Genomic DNA, 16,530 nt, shown 5'->3' with positions numbered 1-16,530 from the left:
GCATTGTCAAGTTGAAGTCGTTTTTGCGTTTTCAAAGCTTATCCATAAATACTTTGAAGCCAGAATAAACGAAATGCATTGACGTCACATAAAGAAAAATCTATGATTATTACCCAAACCGAATTGATAAAAATCTGTGAAAGATTTCTTACCGATGACCTCAGCAAAGAAGAATTGATGCAGTTTGCAAAGACTGTGATGTTTGACGAGGAAAACAAATACGAATGCGAAGACGAACTGGTGGAAGAAATATTGTCTCAGTGGGACGATGTGCATTTGCAACATAAAATCAATAAAACCAGTATTGAAAATTTGAAAAATGCACTGGAAAAATTAAACTAAAAAAAACGTCCCGATATTTTCGGGACGTTTTTTTATTTTCTCTCTGCCAACTTGCTCCACGAATGGAGAATGTAAACAACGATGATTCCTAGGACTCCCGCTGAGATAGAGAATATGAATTGTGTATTTTCATCATTCAGAAAACCTAAATACCAATCGATCGCATATAAATTGATCGCGATAAAAACGATGAAAAGGATTAAAAATACTTTATAAAATGTCTTCATTTTTCTATTAAGATTTAAAAGTGAACATAATTCTGAAACAGTTGTGCAAAGTTAGCGGTAAATAATTTAATAGAGATAGCCAAAAGCACAATTCCGAAAACTTTTTGCAACACTTGTAGCGATCCTTCGCCCATTTTTCTTTCGATCCAAGGCGCTAATCTTAAAACAACATACACCAAAATCGTATTGAGAACAATGCCACAAATGATGTTGATATCGTGATATTCCGCTCTTAGGGACAAAGTGGTTGTAAGTGTTCCTGCACCTGCAATCAATGGAAATGCGATCGGAACAATGGAAGCCGCCTGCGGTTGATTGGTTTTATGAATTTCGATTCCAAGAATCATTTCTACAGCGATAATGAAAATGACAAAAGCTCCCGCAATTGCGAAGGAATTGACATCTACACCAATGAATTTCAAGATATTATTTCCAATAAACAAAAATGAAATCATCAACAAACCGGCAACAATCGCCGCTTTTTCAGATTCAATCTTTCCAAATTTTTGTCTCAATGACACAATAATGGGAACTGAACCCAAAATATCAATAACGGCAAACAAAACCATAAAAGTGGTCATTGTTTCTTTGAAAGAAAATTCTTCTAAAAATTCCATAATTCTAGTTTTAAAGATTTCGCAAAAATATAAATTATTTTTGACAATTTCTTAATTCAAATCATAGACTTCTTCTATTTCTTTTAAAATTTCTGATAGTTTTTCTACAGATGAAAAAGGAGAATACTTTTCAATATTGATTTTAGTTATCAATTGATTGTATTTTTCGACGGCTCTCAATCCAAAATTGGTTTTCAGATAATCTGAAAAATCCAGTGAATTTTTATTCTTGTAATATTGATTTGCCTGCAGTTTCAATTCTTCGAAAGCTTGGAAAAAACCAGCAGTATTGCCATCATCGATCGTTCTTTGCAGATAATTAAGATGAGATTGGATGTCAAATGTCTGGCTGTTTCGCAACAATGATTCAGTTTCTGCAATCGTCACAATTGGCTGAGAAGTCAGTTTTTTCTTTTCTAAGTTTTGTGCTTTTTTATCTCTGTAACGCTTATTAAAATAAACAAAAATCACCGCACCAACGCCAATAATCAATAGATTTCCAAAAATTACCAGCCAATTGATTTTTTTGTGTTGCTTCACTTTCAGTTTCTCTGTGCTCATCACGGGAGAATCAACTTTTTCCAGAACGGTATTGGTGTATTCGTTCACTTTTTGCAAAGTGGTTTTTGCATTGGCAATGTCTTGGGCATTCACGGCATTTAAGGTCAAAACTTGCGAACCAAGATCCACATATTTTTCTTCCTTGGGATCAAAATATGAAAATGCCTCGGTCGAGATTTTCAAATCGCCTCTTTTTTTTGGGATAATGACGTATTGCGCTTCGATCTCACCTTCTATACCTTTGGGAGTTGCGGTAGAACTATTCACAATCTTTGGTTCGAAAAACTCATAATCCGGCGAAGGCAGAATTTTTGGAACTATTGATGGCGAAAGATTCCCATTTCCAGAAACTTTCACCGCGATATTAAAGGCTTTGTTGATTTCAAAATTCTCTTTGCCTTTATCTATCATTTCGATTTTCACATCATATTTGCCGACTGCATTATTGAAATTTTCCGGTGCGCCTTCGGGCAATTTTTTCACATTTAGTTTTACCTTGTTGGAAACCAAAACGCTTTTGTGGTTTGTAAACGGAACTTCTACGGGCGGAACTTCCATCAATCCCGTGGTTTTTGGAACGATTACAAACATCCCGACAATTTGTGACGAGTAATTATTTTCAGAATCTTCTATTGACTCGTCAAAGTTGACGATGGAACGAATGCTGAGATTTTTCGCAGGTTCAAACTTTGCAGGTTCCAGATGGCGGAAGTTGGCAATATTTCTGGAAAAGGCTTTCAGAACAACTACTGCTGGTTCATATTTATAAACTTCTTTCTCCTCTACCTGCATATTGAGGTACATATTTTTGGCAGGATTATAAGCTACGGCAGGTTTTTTATCAGCCTCCTTCACCATAATATCTATGGGGTCTGTTTTGTACATTTTCCCATTTACCTTTACCAAAGCCGAACCAATTTTTACATTTCCGGCCTGTTTGGGATCCAAAGCAAACTGATAAACAAGTTGATTGATCCGGATTTTTTTTACAGGATCTATAAACGTATTTTGCTCCGAAGCATAATCGTAATTGAATTTTGAAAAATCAGGAAGTTTGATGGGCGTTTCCTGAACCAAGTCTTCACCAAAAATCTCCAGCACTACGGTGAAGATAATAGGGCTGTTCATCTTTGCCTCATTGGTATTAACTTCTGAGTAAAGATTGACCTGAGCAAAGGAAAAAACCGATGCTAGCGTTAATAATATGTATAAATTTTTCTTTATCATTTACCAATCCTTTTCTTTGCTTTGGGGCATCGAATTGGATTTTTTATTTAAAATTCTTCTTGCAGTTTCTCTCTCCCGATTTTCTATATCTCTCAAGATTTCCCGCTCTGCTTCTTCTGGTATTTTATTTTCTTGCTTCTTGGGCTGGTTTGGTTTCCCTTGGCTTTCCCCCTTTTGGTTGTCGCCTTGTCCATTTTGCTGATCTTTTTTCTGATTTCCTTTGCCGGACTGGTCTTTTTCTTTTTGATCTTTATCGCCGCCTTTCCCCTGATTTTGCTTCTTCTCTTTTTCTTTTTTCTCTTTGTCCTTCAGCATCGCGATTTCATAATTTTTACGAATAGCCTCGTTGTAAGGATCTTGTTTCAAAGCTTGCTTATAAAAATCAGCTGCTTTCTCGGGATTGTTGGACTGGATTGCCACATTTCCCATATTGTAGAGCGCTGCTGCTTTTTCGAATTTGCTTTTGGTATATTTCTGCGCTTTGCTGTACTCCGCGCTTGCCTCTTCGTATTTTTTGCTTTTGTAAAGCGCGTTTCCAAGATTGTAGTGAGCGGTGTAGCTGTCATTTTTTACAGCGATAGCTTCGAGATATTTGCTGGACGAAGCATCATATTCCTTAGCATCAAATCTCTTATTACCTTCATAAACCAAGGCATTGTGACTTGCTTGTGCCAAGAGAAACTGAGCAGAAACTAAGAGACAAAATATGGTTGTGGTAAATCTAAAATTCATTGTTACAAAATTATCCGATTTATTGTTAAAACGAACACTCAAAATGTTAAAGTTGGGTTAAAAAAATTGGCGCTAAATTGCTTATTCATAAGGCTTTTTTGTAGATTTAAATCTACAAAATAAAAATCACCACCGGAAATAACCGAGTGGTGATTTTTTATTTTTTCTGTTATCAAAAAAATAACTGAATATTTTTTAATTAAGTATAATTTTTCAAATGGATTACCAATCTTTCTTTTTCAGAATCCAAAAACTTCCCGTCACGAAAACTGTTGACCAAATCAAACAGGCGACGAAACTTTCCCAAGGATATTCGAACTTGAATTGCATGCCAAACATTTCTGCCATTTTTGTTCTAATAAGTGGATTCGGAATCAGTTGAGACATACTTTCCAACGGGAGAAAATCTGTGATGTAAGTTTTGTCTATCGCAATTGTCGTTTTATCTTTTGGATCAAAATTTTTCATCATTGTAAATTTTTCGACTCCAGCCAAAATCCCTTCTCCAAACCAAACCATAAAAAATGCAAGGAAAACAAAAATCGATTTTCTGAGCAAAATGGATAAGAACATCAGGAAAGTAAAGAATGTAAACAACTTCAAAAAGTAATTCCCAATGAAGTATATTTCTTTGAAAATCAAATCACTGTCTTGCGATGCAGAGTAAGTTTTGCCCAAGAAAAATCCAATCACAAATACAAATAAAGTAGAAACGCCTGTGAAAACAAAAATCGTCAAAAGCTTGGAAATAATGAACTCTTCCCTACTCAATCCATCAATCAAATTCTGTTTGAACATCCGATTGCTAAACTCCTGACAAATGGAGAAAACAATAATACAACCAAGAAAAATCTTGAGCAATCCGACAATGTAAGTGGTGAAATTCCAAACGCCTGGAAAATCATACATTCCTTGTTCTTTCAAATTTACTTTTAAACCTGCCAACTCAAAATCTACCAAACCGATAAACAGAAGCAAAGTCAAAACAACAAAATATAATCCGGCAAATATCCTGAATGGATTGTAATTCAGATTCTTGAGATATTCTAATTTTAATAATCTTATCATGAGTTGGTTTGTTTTACAAGTTCTAGGAATTGGGTTTCGAGGCTTTCTTTTTTCTTTTGAAGATGAGATAATGAAATTCCTTTTTCGAATAACCTTCTATTGAGTTCCGAAGCAGAAATATCTTCCGAAATCTGAGCAATCACCAGCTGATCTTTTTCTTTCACGCTGGAGAAAACATTTAATTGAGTCAAAGCGGAGATCAATAATTCCGAATTGTCAGATTTCAATTCAAAGAAACCTTTCGTATTGCTCATCGCATCTACAGAACCAGAATAGATTGCAGTTCCATGTTTCAAGACGATTACGTGAGAACAGATTTTCTCGATCTCGTCCAAAAGGTGACTCGCAACGATAATTGTAGTTCCAGATTTTGCAATAGAATTAATAATATCACGGATTTGAATAATGCCTTCCGGATCCAATCCATTTGTAGGTTCGTCCAAAATCAAAACTTGTGGATTTGCCAACAATGCAGACGCGATGGACAAACGCTGTTTCATTCCCAAAGAATAGGTTTTGAAAGCATCTTTTTTTCTTGCCAAAAGGTTGACTGTTTCCAAAACTTCGTCAATTCTGGAATTGGGAACGCCTTTGATTGTCGCAACAATTTCAAGATTTTTTTCCGCAGACAGGTACGGATAGAAATTCGGTTGCTCTATGATGGCTCCAATTTTTTTGAGCGTATCTGTATCCGTTCCATCTTTTCCAAACCATTTCCAAGATCCGGAAGTTGGATTGATGGTAGAAAGCAGCATCCCAAACGTTGTAGATTTACCACTTCCATTGGGACCTAAAAGTCCGTACACATTTCCTCTTTCTACATCGAAGGAAATATTATTCACAGCAATTTGCTTGAATTTTTTGGTTAAGTTTTTTACTTCCAGAATTTTTTCCATCTGATTATTTTTATTAATAGTCTTTGAAATCGAATTTAAGTTACAATGACAGATTAAAATAAAAAAAATCCGATTGCTCGGACTTTAATTTATGGTTTTGATTGATTATTTTCTTGGCTTATCATCCAAATCCAATTGCTTGGAAACGGCCATAGATGCCACCAAATCATTCAACATAGAACTTGCTGCAGTTGGCGTGTTGGGCAACAAAACAAGATTCGATCTGTTGTTGGCACCAATGGATTGCAACGTGTCATAATGTTGCGTCACAACAATCAATGCAGAGGCCTCGTGCGCATCGATTTGTACGCTGTTCAGCATTTTCACAGATTCCTCCAGACCTTTGGCAATCTCTCGTCTTTGGTCTGCAATACCTTGTCCCTGCAATTTTTTAGATTCAGCTTCCGCTTTTGCAACCGCAACAATTCTGATTCTTTGTGCTTCAGATTCGTATTCTGCAGCGGTTTTTTCACGTTCTGCCGCGTTGATTCTGTTCATCGCATGTTTCACCTGATCGTCCGGATCTATATCTGTCACCAACGCTTTGATGATGTCATAACCATAACTTTGCATCGCTTCCTGAAGTTCAGCTTTTACCGCCACCGCAATATCATCTTTTTTAAGGAAAACATCATCCAATTTCAACTTTGGAACTTCTGCTCGCACCACATCAAAAACGTAGGATGTAATCTGATCGTGTGGACTTTCCAAACGGTAATAAGCGTCAGCAACTTGATTTCTAATGACTTGAAACTGAACAGAGATTTTCATTTTCACGAAAACGTTGTCTAATGTTTTGGTATCAATCAAGACATCCAATTGTTGGATTCTAAGATTCATTCTTTTAGAGATCTGATCGATGAAAGGGATTTTCAAATGCAAACCTGCGTGTCTCGCAGAATGGAATTTTCCCAATCGTTCCACCAAAGCTGCTGTCTCCTGCTTTACCGTGAAAAACGAAGCAAAAAGTACAATAAGTCCAAAAAAAGCGGTTATCCAAATAAATATCATAATTTGTAAATTTTTCTAAAGATAAGTTTTTCACAGGAGAATTCAAAGTGGAATTTTAATTTAATCAATATTCAATCTTTAAAACTTAATTTTAGAAATATCATATCGAAATCGATTTATTAGTAAACATTTTATAAATTTGTTCTGATAATAAATCTATATATGAAGAAAAAACTACTTTTTGTCGCAGCCGGACTTTTAACAAATTCATTGTTCCTGGCTCAGAATGTTTCTGTTTTCGACGATGTTCCTTTTTACAGCATGTACCACTATTTGGGAGAAGGACAGACGATGCCTCCCGAAGCATTTTCCCAAATTCCTGTTGGTGCCATTAGACTTCACGCGTACGAGCAAGACATCATCTCCCGAAAACTGACGGAAACGGAAATCGCATCTATCGGGAGCAGCGTAAAAATGAATATCGTGCTAAAAGCTGCTTGTGACAACTACGACAGAATTGCGGGTGTCAATTTGGTGTTGGTTCCGAAAGGTAGCACGACTTATACATTTAATCAATCGGACATCAAGAGAATCGAAATCGGACGCTTCATTACGCCTTTTATGAACAAAAATGCGACATTGAAAGAAGTTCCGTACAGTTTTCAGATTGATAATATCTCGAAAATATTGCACGACAGTTCACTCTCTGCAACCTATGATTTTTGGATTGAGTTCCGTGCAGATGGTTATTCTGAAGCAGCCAGAACTCAGATTGCTGGTTGCGCAGACAGAACCGATGTTTTTCGCGGAAATCTGGAATTTGTAACGACCGGAACTGCAACTCCTGCGCAAAATTTTTTCCTACCTATTTCGTATCGAGACAATTTAAATAATTATAATGCAACAGACGTTCCGGGACAAACGACAAGAATTGTCACTTTTAATCTAGATCAACCAGTTGAAAATGCCGTTCTCCATCTTTCAACTTCAAACCACGGTGCGGATGAAAATGGTGAGGAGTATGTAAGAAGAGAGCATTTCGTTTATTTTGATAATCAATTGGTTCATCAATACAAACCGGGCGGGAAAAGCTGTGAAGATTTTAGAAAATACAACACGCAAGCAAATGGAATCTATCAAGGAGCTCCTCAACTTCTTCGCCGCTGGTTGTCTTGGAACAACTGGTGTCCTGGTGATGCTATTCCTAATCGAGAGGTAAAGTTGGGTAATCTCTCAGCCGGAACTCACACAATAAAATTAGATGTTCCGGATGCCGTATTTTATGGCCAAAAAGGCTATTTCCCACTATCGATGTATATTCAAAATGCGGACAGCGGACAGATCATTTGTGCAAATCCTGGCGACTTTGCAATAGAAAGTCAGCAAGGAAAAACTGTGAAACTAAAATGGACTGAAAAAGGAAATGCCAACGATTGGGAAGTTCTGTGGGGAAGAAAAAACAACTATGCTCTTTCAAGCGAATTTTATCAACAATTAAGTAACGATCCGACTGCTACGAGAAATGACCTTACAAACAACTGGACGTACGAAATGTATGTAAAATCTAAGTGTACAAATGAGTTAAATAGTCTTTGGACGGGTCCAATTTTCACAAACCAAATCTTAGCAACAGGCGAAACTTCTTTGGAAAAAGTAGCAGTCTATCCAAATCCTGCGAAAGATTTTATTAATATTAATACCAATTCCAAAGTGAGCAAAACCACTGTTTATTCTACAGATGGAAAACAGTTGCTAGAAGATTCTTCTTCCAAAATCAATGTTTCAAAATTGCCGGCAGGCGTTTATCTTCTGAAAATAGATTTTGCTGATGGGAAAACATCGACTCAGAAAATTGTAAAACAATAATTCAATCATTAAAAAAAATAATTCCCGTTTAGAAATAAGCGGGAATTATTGTTTACGCAGGAAACTCAACTTTGAAACCGATGCCTCTGATGGAATCAAATTTTATGCGGTCATCTTTTTGAAAATACTTTCTCAATCTTGACATAAAAACATCCAGACTTCTGCCAAGAAAATAATCATTTTCTCCCCAGAGGGTTTCCAAAATTTCTTTGCGATTGATGATTTTCTGATTGCTTTTTGAAAGCAAAAGCAAAAGTTCCGATTCCTTCTCTGTCAGTTGAATGATCTCATTTCCAAAACTCAATTGAAACTGCGACGGAATAAAAGAATAATTCCCGATCTGAATGGCAGATTTTTCAGAAGTTTCATTTCTTTTGAGAATGTTTTTAATTCTTAAAATCAGTTCTTCTGGCTCGCAAGGTTTGGTGATGTAATCGTCCGCACCCAATTTCAGACCCAAGATTCTATCGATACTTTGACCTTTTGCCGTTAAAAAGAGAAAAGGAATATTAGATATTTTCCTGATTTCTTTGGATAGTTCAAAACCATCCATCACGGGAAGCATAACGTCCAGAATTGCCAACTGAAAATTCTCCACGCATTTTTTATCTTTCAAAATTTCTTCGGGATTTGAGATCCAAGTGACTTCGAAATCTGAGAATTCCAGATATTGTTTCAGAACCATTCCAAGATCCGGATCATCTTCTACCAAAAGGATTTTAGTTTTCATTTGGCATATTGATTTTAAATGAGACCCCTTTTATTTTCGAATGAACTTCGATATTGCCTTTGTATTTTTCTACAATTTTCTTCACCAAAAAAAGTCCAACTCCAAGACCATTTACATTGAGATTTTCACCTCGGGTAATTCTGTAATACTTCTCAAAAATGTGATTTTTTTCCTCATTCGGAATACCAATTCCGTTGTCAGAAACTTCTATTTCTATAGATTGGTTTATTTTAACAGAAACATCTATTTGATTTGCGCCATATTTACAAGAATTATCGACGAGATTATTCATCATTTGTTGGAAGTCATTTTTTGACAAAATTTTATTCTCTGTAAAATCAATATTTATTCTAAAATTAATGCGATCAAAAGTTTTCCTGATTTCTGAGAAATAATTTTCCAGTTCCTCTTTACTAATCAAATCATCGTCAGAATCATAGGTATGAATGGATGAAACAATGTTTTCCAGACGTTTGATCTGGCGTTCCAGCAATGCCCTGCTTTCTGTATCAGAGGATTGGGCGACAGAAAACTTCAAGGTGGTGATCGGCGTATTCAGCTCGTGGGCAATGGAATCTATGGTGGTGTGAAGTTGAGAAATTTTCTTCTCCTGGCGGTTTACATTTCGGATGCTGTTTCTGAATAATAAAATAATCAAAACAACGATCAACAAGCTGATGATAATCAACGGAATTACTTTTTTGAAAACCAAAAAATCAAGATTTAATAATTGGAAAGTTGATTTTGATTTTACAATGTAATAATCCTTTTCATCAATTTTCAAATCTGTATCTTCTCGGGAATGTCGGCTGGCCCATTTTCCCTCGTTGATTGTCAGCGGATTTGTCATCTTTTGCAAAGTCTGATACAAAATAAGAGTTCGTTTTTCTGGCAAAAGTTCTTTCTTCTGAACGTCATCAAAAATCGAATAGATCTCACTTTTCATAGCGATTTCAAAACCAGAATCTGCAATTTTTTCCTTGAGAAAATTCTCTAATTTTTTGTTGTAAATAGCTTCGGAACTGTACAATCTTTCGGGATGTGTGATTTTTTCTTTTTGGATGGTAATTCCGGTTTTGAGCCTTTTGAAGTCGCCGACTAATTTTTCCTCGTTGTCATCGGTTTCAAACTTTTCCATCTCTTCCAAAACCGAATCTGCGATTGCTCTGGCCTGTCTATTAAGTTCTTTCTCTTGCAAGCGGTAAGAATTGTAAATGTAATACGCCTGCAACGCCACCAAAACCATAAGGCTGAACGTAAACAAAATAACCGTGATGTTTCTCTTCCGATTCATAAGTCAAAAATACAATCAATTTTCTTTCAAAAATGCCATTAACCTTCCATTAACCGTTCATTAACAAAACCTGAGTCCAAAGTGTCTCAATTTTGGAGAAAATTAATTAGATGAAATTTTACACGACTATCTTACTAATGTTCCCCATTTTTATCTGGAGCCAGAATATTAAAGGTCATATTGAGAACGAAAAACAGGAACCAATTTCTGAAGGTATTATTCAGATTAATGATAACAAAAATCTTTATCAATCGGATAAGAATGGAAATTTTATCATTAATGACATTGCAACTTTTCCAGTTTCATTAATCATCAAAAAATCTGGTTTTCAGGATTACGAATTGACGCTAGAAGAAAGCGATTTATCTCTGAATATCATTCTAAAAAAAGATACTCTTAAATCGATAGAAGCGGTGACAATCAAAGCTAATAAACCTCTATTGAAAAGGAAAATCGATCGATTGGAGTTCAATATCGACAACACGCCACTTCAAAATCTGAACGCTTGGGATATTCTGAAAAGCACCCCGAATGTTTTGGTGAAAAATGAAGAATTGAGCGTGCGCGGAAATTCTCAAATCATCGTCACCATCAATGATAAAAAAACTTTGATGACCCAAGAACAATTGAAACAACTTCTGGAAAACACCGATGGCAACAACGTTTCTTCTGTAGAAGTGATCACAAATCCGCCAGCGAAATACGAGGCTGAGGGAAGTGCGATCATCAATATCAAAATGAAAAAAAATATTTTGTCCGGATACAAAGGCAGAATCTCGACCAGATATCACCAGTCGATTTATGCGAAAGGAATGATTGGGACTTCGCAGTCTTACAACACGGGAAAATGGCAGTTGAGCGGGAATTACAATTTTGTGACCGGCGATTATGTGCGGAAAAACTTTGACGTGGTGACTTTTGAAAATGACAAAACCCGCTGGGAAAGTGATATGACGAGAAAAACGCACGCGCACGAACAGCATATTTACAATTTTTCCGGGCAATATGCTGTGGACAGTTTATCTACCGTTCAGTTTGGTTTTGATGGTTACAATGCGCCAAACAACAACGGACATTACAAGATTCCAACGAATATTTACAACACAGAAAACAATCAGCTGCAGTCCAATTATCTGACTTCGAATCAGAAAAACCAGTTCAACAATAGTTTTAATTCTTATTTGGTTTTTGATAAAAAATTTGGAAACAATGATTTGACTTGGACCAATAATTTCAGCACGAAAAAATTCAAAGAGAATCAGGAAATTGCGACTTTGCTCAATTTTGCCGACCAACCAGAAACCAACAATCGATTTGCGAACTACAATATTCAGAATATTTCGCTTTATTCATCGCAATTGGATTATCGTTTTTCCAATGACAAACTGACGCTGGAAAGTGGTTTGAAATACAGTTTTGTAAAGAATCAAAATGATCTCAATTTCTTCAACGGAACCAGCGGAGAATTAATTCCGGATCTATCGAAAAGCAATCTTTTCAATTATAAAGAAAATATTTTCGCAGCTTACGTTTCTTCCGAATACAAATGGGGAAAATGGGAAATGAAGGGCGGTTTGCGATCCGAAACTACCATTATCAAAACCAATTCAGACAATCCAGCGGTGGAAAACCAGACGACAAGAACCGGAATCTTCCCTACTGTCTATCTGATGTACAATTTGAAAGACAATCAGCAAATCGGATTTTCCTACGGCAAAAGAATCGACAGACCGAATTATGATTTTCTGAATCCATCGAAATCTTATTATAATCTGTATTCCTATTTTCAGGGTGATGCATATTTGAAATCAACGATTATTCATAATCTAAGTTTGACTTACACAGTGAAAAATTGGAATTTTGAAACGTATTATACTTACATCAAAGATCCATCGATGGAAATCTCGGTTCAGAATCCTGAGACTTTTGAAACCGTTTACAACTATACCAACATAGATCACGGGCAAAATTTGGGAGCCAATCTTTCCAAAAGCTTTTCAATCAAATCTTTCTGGAAGCTGAACATTTTTGCGATGGGAGAATACCAACAAAACTATTTTATGGGAACGGACAACATTCTTTACAAAAATGATGTCTTCTTCTACCACGCCAATCTTTCAACACAAATCACGCTGGACAAAGCGAAAACCTGGGATTTGAACATCAGTTACGTTTACAATTCCAAGACAATCCAGGGATCTTTCAATATTTCCGATTCTCAGAATACGAATATTATTATTAATAAAAAAATGTTCAACAAGAGATTGGAAGCTGGTTTGGTTTTCAATGATATCTTCAGGACAGACAGGAATACTATTTCTACCAATTATGCGAATCAAAATCAATATTTTAAGGATTATCGAGACACGCGTTATTTTATTATTAATTTGAAATACAACTTCGGAAATCAAAAAGTGAAAGATGCAAAATCCGGAAACAAAACCGATGAGCAGAACCGATTTTAGGAATTAAGTTTATCAAAATTGCACATAAAAAAAAGATCAGTCTTAACTTCCGACTGATCTTTTTTATTTTGAATAATCAAATATATTAAGGCTCTACTTGAGTCCTTTTTTCTTGTTTTTCATTCAGTTTTTTGTACTTGAACCAAGCCAAAACTGACAATAAAATCATATAACCAATGCTGATGTAAACCCAAAGTGGCAAAGGAATTGGATCTCCTTTAGCATAAGAATGCAGTCCGGATAAGTAATAATTCACACCAAAATAAGTCATTACCATTGAGCAAAATGCAAACATCGTCACCACGTGGAAAGTGTATCTACCTCTAAGTCCTGGAACCAATCTCATGTGAATTACAAAAGCATAAACCATCAATGATATGAATGCCCAAGTTTCCTTCGGATCCCAGCTCCAGTAGCGTCCCCAAGATTCATTTGCCCAAATTCCACCGAGGAAGTTTCCAATCGTCCACGTCAACAATCCTATATTTAAGGACATTTCGCTCACGATTACAAGTTCCTTCAATGTAGTATCATTATGTTTTAAGAAAGTCTTTTTGTTTGCAATGATGTAGAAAAATAAGGAAATCATCGCAATAATCATCGATAATCCGAAGAATCCATACGTGGACGTGATGATTGCCACGTGAACGATTAACCAATAAGATTTAAGAACCGGAACCAATGGTGTAATCTGCGGATCTAATGCCGATCCACCGTGCGCAAATCCCATCATAATCACAGCAACCATAAATCCGGCAGCCGGAATCAAAGCATTCGAGTTTCGGTACAATGCATATCCAGCCGTAATACCAACCCAGGAAATAAACACAATCGCTTCATAACCATTACTCCACGGTGCGTGTCCTGAGACGTACCATCTCGCAGCCAATCCTAGGAAATGTAAAATATAACCAATTGCTCCGATGTAAATAATGGCTTTGATAACCTTATTAAGAACTCTGCTAGGTCGGAACAATTCTACAAAACCTAATATCAAAGATAAACTTCCGATCACGGTGTAGAACATCAATAATTTTAAGTTGATGTCCAGCTTGTTCATCAAAACTTCTATGTTCACCTTTGCTTCCGAAGGCACGACATTCTTGCCCCACTTTTGTTGATATGCTTCTACTTTTTTCAGTTCTGCATCTGCTTTTGCCCAGCTTCCGCCTTGCGTTGCCAACAAAACACTCGATAGATATGGACCTAAAACCGCTTGCGCCTCTGCGTCTGGTTCAAAAGTTGGCGTCATCACAGAATTCCACGTGTGATTGGAGTCATTCTTCACGGGAATTGTTCGGAAATATTGGTAAGACATAATCCCGTTCAATACTTGAACTTTATCATTTAATTTGATGACAGCTTCGTCGTATCTTGTTCTATCAGAGGCTTTTTTCCTGAAAGCTTCATTATAATCATCTTCCAAAACGAAACGAAGATTTCCATTTTTATCAGCAGGGAATAGTTTGATTAAGCTTGTAAAACCTTCTTCTGTAGCTTTAGTTTTAACTCTAAGGTCTTTTCCAACTTTGCCTTTGGTTTCAATTTTAATGATATTGACCTGAGCCCAAAACATCGGATCGATAGTCGCTGCCAAAAACCATTGATTGGCATCCAAATCCTGAAACTTGCTTTTGCCCGTCAGTTTATGAAGAATATCAAGAGCCTGTGTGTTGGCAGGAACAATACGACCTTCGTAATTCTGAACTAATAAATAAGCGAATTTATCTGCGTGCTCTTTACTGATTGTAATATTTTTCACCATCTCATCCGCATCCAAAACCATTGGATTCTTATTGGGAGTGGCAGGTTTTGCTTCAGTTGAATGAGAATGTCCTTCGTTGCTTCCATCTTTTCCGTGCATATCAATTTCCTGAGCATTAACTCCGAAACTTAGTAGAATCAAAAGGACAGCAGTCGCTTTTTTCTTGCTGATGGTTTTCAGCATTTTGTTTAGACTATCGAATCTAGAACCTTTCCAGAACAACGTCACAAACAATCCAACAAACAAGAATCCGTAACCGATATAACTGATGAGAGTTCCCCAGAAATCGTGGTTTACAGAAAGTACAGTTCCTTTTCTATCCGGGTCAAAACTTGCCTGGAAGAATCTGTAACCTTTATAATTTAGAACGTGATTCATATAGATTTTGTAAGGCGTTAGCTTACCTTCGTCCACAATGCTGACGTGAGATTCGTACGCAGATGGCGAAGAACTTCCTGGGTAAGTTTCCATCACAAATTTATCCAATTTGAGAGAGAAAGGTTGCGTGTAATAAACTTTTGGTCCAAATCCAAGCATCACATCCAATCCATCCACTTTGATTTGTTTGTAGTTGTTCGGATTTCCTCTTTCTACGACCAAGTCAACGATTTGTTTTGTTTTAGGTCCCGAAACTTCAACTTTCAGCATATCCGGAACATCTTTGTCTTTTTGTTTGTCGCCTTCGTAAGCGATTAGTTTTCCTTGCTTTGTTCCTTCCGGAATTACCAATTTTAATTGGTCAATCGTGTAAAGACTTCTCAAAACCAACGGTTGAAATTCATCTTTCTTAGTTGTTCCTGTTGCTTGAGTTGCCATTGTCATAAAAGCGGCATCAGTTGGTGTTTTGATGTAAAGTTGTCCATCCTTCTTCTGGAATTCTACAGCGCCTTCTATAGCAGTTCTGTTGTAACTCACCAAAGTTCCGTTGATGTTTTGAACGTCACCTTCTGCCAAATAAATATTTTGACGTCCGCCCATATCACTTGTAGAAACCAAATGCAAGAATTCTTTTCCTGCTTTTCCTGCAACCAAACTGTCTTTTTTTCTTTGAATATAATCCAATGCCTTAATCACAATTTTTTCTTTTCCAAGGAAATCATAAGTCGCTTGGAAATCGTGGTGAAGTGGCGACATCAGATACGGAACATCGTGGTAATTTTGCTGTTCGCCTTTTTCTTCTATTTTGATTTTGAAGAAATGTTTGTCTGTGATGATTTCGTTGGAAGTTTCGCCTTCGCGGATGTGCATTGTCCCTTCAAAACTGATGTAACGTGTGATGGCTCCACCAATGAAAATCAATACAAAAGCTAAGTGAAAAACCAAAAGTGGCCACTTTTCTTTTTTATAAAGTCTATATCTTCCGATGTTTCCTATGAAGTTGAGAATCAATAAAAACATAATGGCTTCAAACCATTTCGCTTCATAAATCAGCGCTTTTGCAGTGGGTGTTCCGTAATCGTTCTCAATAAAAGTGGCAACCGCCATAGAAATTGCGAAAGCCAAGAGCAAAACCGCCATCGTTCGCGTAGAAATGAGAATATCTTGAATCTTTTTCATTCTTAAATTTATAGTTCACAAAAATAAGAATGATAAACCACAACGGCATCAAAAAAAACTGTTATTTGTCATTTTGGAAGACTGAAACGTTATTTTGAATCGTTCTTAATAAAGAGTTTTTTACTGAAAATTAGAGTTCTAAAATTCAAGATGTTTCAAAAAAAATAAAAATAAGTCTCAACAATTTATATCAGTGAGAAAAAACATTAAATTTGCATCTATTGACCTTTTT

13 protein-coding genes are annotated in these 16,530 nt (G+C 36.3%); 3 read left to right on the top strand and 10 right to left on the bottom strand.

All coding sequences use genetic code 11. From position 1 onward, the window contains the following. Positions 1-102: 102 nt before the first annotated feature. Positions 103-342 carry a hypothetical protein gene (locus B0I22_RS03070; protein ID WP_133943171.1) on the top strand — a complete coding sequence of 80 codons (240 nt, stop codon included), beginning with the start codon at positions 103-105 and terminating at the stop codon, positions 340-342. A gap of 32 nt (positions 343-374) precedes the next feature. Here B0I22_RS03070 and B0I22_RS03065 read toward each other — a convergent pair whose 3' ends face one another. From B0I22_RS03065 to B0I22_RS03035, 7 genes are all read right to left on the bottom strand, one after another. Next, entirely contained in the window at positions 375-569 is a 195-nt protein-coding gene (locus tag B0I22_RS03065; protein WP_133943169.1) for a hypothetical protein, read from the bottom strand. 14 nt (positions 570-583) lie between these two features. Continuing rightward, on the bottom strand, positions 584-1,186 hold the full coding sequence (locus B0I22_RS03060; RefSeq protein ID WP_133943168.1) for a MarC family protein: 603 nt from the start codon (positions 1,184-1,186) through the stop codon (positions 584-586). A 51-nt stretch (positions 1,187-1,237) separates the two neighbouring features. Then, positions 1,238-2,974, bottom strand: coding sequence for a BatD family protein (locus B0I22_RS03055; RefSeq protein ID WP_133943166.1), 1,737 nt, complete (start codon positions 2,972-2,974; stop codon positions 1,238-1,240). Then, on the bottom strand, positions 2,975-3,706 hold the full coding sequence (locus B0I22_RS03050) for a tetratricopeptide repeat protein (protein WP_133943164.1): 732 nt from the start codon (positions 3,704-3,706) through the stop codon (positions 2,975-2,977). A 222-nt stretch (positions 3,707-3,928) separates the two neighbouring features. Next, positions 3,929-4,774, bottom strand: a complete 846-nt coding sequence (locus B0I22_RS03045; protein ID WP_133943162.1) for an ABC transporter permease subunit — start codon at positions 4,772-4,774, stop codon at positions 3,929-3,931. Next, positions 4,771-5,670 (bottom strand): ABC transporter ATP-binding protein, encoded by a 900-nt coding sequence (locus tag B0I22_RS03040; protein WP_133943160.1) that lies wholly within the window; start codon positions 5,668-5,670, stop codon positions 4,771-4,773. Before B0I22_RS03040 ends, B0I22_RS03045 begins: the two co-directional genes overlap by 4 nt. Positions 5,671-5,775: 105 nt before the next feature. Continuing rightward, the gene (locus B0I22_RS03035) at positions 5,776-6,681 is read right to left on the bottom strand and encodes an SPFH domain-containing protein (protein WP_133943158.1); all 906 of its coding nucleotides are present in this window, start codon (positions 6,679-6,681) and stop codon (positions 5,776-5,778) included. 162 nt (positions 6,682-6,843) lie between these two features. Between B0I22_RS03035 and B0I22_RS03030 the strand changes: the two genes are divergently transcribed. Further along, on the top strand, positions 6,844-8,487 hold the full coding sequence (locus B0I22_RS03030; RefSeq protein ID WP_133943157.1) for a peptide-N-glycosidase F-related protein: 1,644 nt from the start codon (positions 6,844-6,846) through the stop codon (positions 8,485-8,487). Positions 8,488-8,539: 52 nt separating this feature from the next. On the opposite strand, the gene B0I22_RS03025 is transcribed toward B0I22_RS03030, so the two are convergent. Then, the gene (locus tag B0I22_RS03025; protein ID WP_133943155.1) at positions 8,540-9,217 is read right to left on the bottom strand and encodes a response regulator transcription factor; all 678 of its coding nucleotides are present in this window, start codon (positions 9,215-9,217) and stop codon (positions 8,540-8,542) included. Beyond that, positions 9,207-10,511, bottom strand: a complete 1,305-nt coding sequence (locus B0I22_RS03020) for a sensor histidine kinase (RefSeq protein ID WP_133943153.1) — start codon at positions 10,509-10,511, stop codon at positions 9,207-9,209. The genes B0I22_RS03025 and B0I22_RS03020 overlap by 11 nt, the downstream gene beginning before the upstream one ends. A 137-nt stretch (positions 10,512-10,648) precedes the next feature. On the opposite strand from B0I22_RS03020, the gene B0I22_RS03015 reads away from it, so the two are divergent. Then, positions 10,649-12,976, top strand: coding sequence for an outer membrane beta-barrel family protein (locus tag B0I22_RS03015; protein WP_166668166.1), 2,328 nt, complete (start codon positions 10,649-10,651; stop codon positions 12,974-12,976). Between the two features lie 85 nt (positions 12,977-13,061). Here B0I22_RS03015 and B0I22_RS03010 read toward each other — a convergent pair whose 3' ends face one another. Then, complete coding sequence (locus B0I22_RS03010; RefSeq protein WP_133943149.1) at positions 13,062-16,298, bottom strand: cytochrome c biogenesis protein CcsA; 3,237 nt, start codon at positions 16,296-16,298, stop codon at positions 13,062-13,064. Positions 16,299-16,530: the final 232 nt, after the last annotated feature.

The sequence above is a fragment of the Epilithonimonas xixisoli genome, from assembly GCF_004365655.1.
Taxonomy (GTDB): Bacteria; Bacteroidota; Bacteroidia; order Flavobacteriales; family Weeksellaceae; genus Epilithonimonas; species Epilithonimonas xixisoli.
The sequence above is the reverse complement of the archived record's forward strand: the minus strand, read 5'-3'. Positions and strand labels throughout refer to the sequence as shown.

Bases quoted from the DNA above. Each gene is read 5' to 3' on its own strand.
- B0I22_RS03040 (WP_133943160.1), bottom strand. From the start codon at position 5,670: ATGGAAAAAATTCTGGAAGTAAAAAACTTAACCAAAAAATTCAAGCAA.
- B0I22_RS03030 (WP_133943157.1), top strand. From the start codon at position 6,844: ATGAAGAAAAAACTACTTTTTGTCGCAGCCGGACTTTTAACAAATTCA.
- B0I22_RS03050 (WP_133943164.1), bottom strand. From the start codon at position 3,706: ATGAATTTTAGATTTACCACAACCATATTTTGTCTCTTAGTTTCTGCT.
- B0I22_RS03015 (WP_166668166.1), top strand. From the start codon at position 10,649: ATGTTCCCCATTTTTATCTGGAGCCAGAATATTAAAGGTCATATTGAG.
- B0I22_RS03025 (WP_133943155.1), bottom strand. From the start codon at position 9,217: ATGAAAACTAAAATCCTTTTGGTAGAAGATGATCCGGATCTTGGAATG.
- B0I22_RS03045 (WP_133943162.1), bottom strand. From the start codon at position 4,774: ATGATAAGATTATTAAAATTAGAATATCTCAAGAATCTGAATTACAAT.
- B0I22_RS03020 (WP_133943153.1), bottom strand. From the start codon at position 10,511: ATGAATCGGAAGAGAAACATCACGGTTATTTTGTTTACGTTCAGCCTT.
- B0I22_RS03035 (WP_133943158.1), bottom strand. From the start codon at position 6,681: ATGATATTTATTTGGATAACCGCTTTTTTTGGACTTATTGTACTTTTT.
- B0I22_RS03070 (WP_133943171.1), top strand. From the start codon at position 103: ATGATTATTACCCAAACCGAATTGATAAAAATCTGTGAAAGATTTCTT.
- B0I22_RS03010 (WP_133943149.1), bottom strand. From the start codon at position 16,298: ATGAAAAAGATTCAAGATATTCTCATTTCTACGCGAACGATGGCGGTT.
- B0I22_RS03055 (WP_133943166.1), bottom strand. From the start codon at position 2,974: ATGATAAAGAAAAATTTATACATATTATTAACGCTAGCATCGGTTTTT.
- B0I22_RS03065 (WP_133943169.1), bottom strand. From the start codon at position 569: ATGAAGACATTTTATAAAGTATTTTTAATCCTTTTCATCGTTTTTATC.
- B0I22_RS03060 (WP_133943168.1), bottom strand. From the start codon at position 1,186: ATGGAATTTTTAGAAGAATTTTCTTTCAAAGAAACAATGACCACTTTT.